The sequence below is a fragment of the Dyella sp. KRB-257 genome, assembly GCF_049445995.1.
Classification (GTDB): Bacteria; Pseudomonadota; Gammaproteobacteria; order Xanthomonadales; family Rhodanobacteraceae; genus Dyella_A.
The window spans coordinates 1-1,087 of the sequence record NZ_JBMSDZ010000059.1 but is presented as its reverse complement, the minus strand read 5'-3'; the positions used below and the strand labels follow the sequence as shown (position 1 = coordinate 1,087).

Sequence of the window (1,087 nt, the reverse complement as noted above, 5' to 3'; positions counted from 1 at the left end):
CAGGAAGCCATCGCCAAGGTCAGCAACGGCCAGCGCCACGCCTACTACGCCGAGCGCGTGGAGGTTGTGGCATGAACAAGCAGCCCATCTTCATCGCCGAGCGGTTCGGCAACGCCTTCCGCGGCGAAGTGCTGGACGGGCGGGACTACCGCACGATCCTCGTCACCGCGCACACCTACCCGAACGAGACAATCGCCAGGATCGCCGCGACGCGGACGTGGGCAGAGCGCGAGCTGGCCCAGCAGCAGCGGGAAGCGCAGCAGGTGGCGGCATGAACGCGCCCGTCCCCCACATCGGCCAGACGCTGCAGCAGAAGCGTGCCATCGCCGACTACACCGCGATGCAGGCCGAACTGGAAGCCGAGCGCAGCCGCAAGATTGAGGCGCAGATGGCAACCGAGCAGCTGCTCGACCGCGTGCGCCAGACCGGCACGGGCGAGTGCCATGCCCAAGACGAGGCTCCGGCCCACCTTCCGACCTGGCGCGACGTGGCAGGCCTCTACGCCGCCGACATGGCCATCGGCCTGCTGTTCGCGATCGGCTGGGGCGGCGTGCTGCTGGCGACGTGGCTGCATGGGCCGGATCTGGCCGACTACGTGGGCGCGGTGCTGCGGGTGTTCGGGAGTGCGAAGTGAGCGCGCCGAAGGTGGATGTGCTGGCGGTTCTGGATGCGGAGATCACCGATCTTTCGCAGACCAGTGATGCTGAGGAAGTCCGCGAGTACGGCTTTCGCCAGCGCGAAGCGGTACTTCGTGAAGCCCGCGCCGCCGTGGCCGAGCTGATCGATGCAGACCGTGAGTACGACATGGCACGCGCCGACTGGCGGGACGGCGAACGCTACGACGTGGACAGCTATGGCATTCCCGGTAGCGATTTCTTCATCTGCCGCTACTGCGAGAACGAATCGGGCGCAGGACTCCTGAACAAGGGCGTTTCGCACGAGGAAGACTGCAAGGTTGCTGCGTTGGAGCACGCTGAAGCGCGCCGCGAAGCCGCCCTCACCCGCATCGGGAGCGCGTCATGAACCGCGCCCAGTGGCACGCTGCGCGCCGCGAGCGCAAGGAGCTGGCCGACTGGCTGGTGACGCA

3 protein-coding genes are annotated in these 1,087 nt (G+C 67.4%); all 3 read left to right on the top strand.

Features of this window, described 5'->3' with window-relative positions:
• The first annotated feature begins 71 nt into the window (after positions 1-71).
• From ACO2Q2_RS17505 to ACO2Q2_RS17495, 3 genes are read left to right on the top strand one after another with little or no spacing between them, the layout of a single operon-like run.
• A complete protein-coding gene (locus ACO2Q2_RS17505) occupies positions 72-275 on the top strand; it encodes a hypothetical protein (protein WP_423257531.1) in 204 nt (67 codons plus the stop codon).
• Positions 272-634, top strand: a complete 363-nt coding sequence (locus ACO2Q2_RS17500) for a hypothetical protein (RefSeq protein WP_423257530.1) — start codon at positions 272-274, stop codon at positions 632-634. The genes ACO2Q2_RS17505 and ACO2Q2_RS17500 overlap by 4 nt, the downstream gene beginning before the upstream one ends.
• Positions 631-1,023 carry a hypothetical protein gene (locus ACO2Q2_RS17495; protein WP_423257529.1) on the top strand — a complete coding sequence of 131 codons (393 nt, stop codon included), beginning with the start codon at positions 631-633 and terminating at the stop codon, positions 1,021-1,023. The genes ACO2Q2_RS17500 and ACO2Q2_RS17495 overlap by 4 nt, the downstream gene beginning before the upstream one ends.
• Positions 1,024-1,087 lie beyond the last annotated feature (64 nt).

What these genes read in the sequence shown, in the direction of transcription:
- ACO2Q2_RS17505 (WP_423257531.1), top strand. Translation starts at nt 72, where the DNA reads ATGAACAAGCAGCCCATCTTCATCGCCGAGCGGTTCGGCAACGCCTTC.
- ACO2Q2_RS17500 (WP_423257530.1), top strand. Translation starts at nt 272, where the DNA reads ATGAACGCGCCCGTCCCCCACATCGGCCAGACGCTGCAGCAGAAGCGT.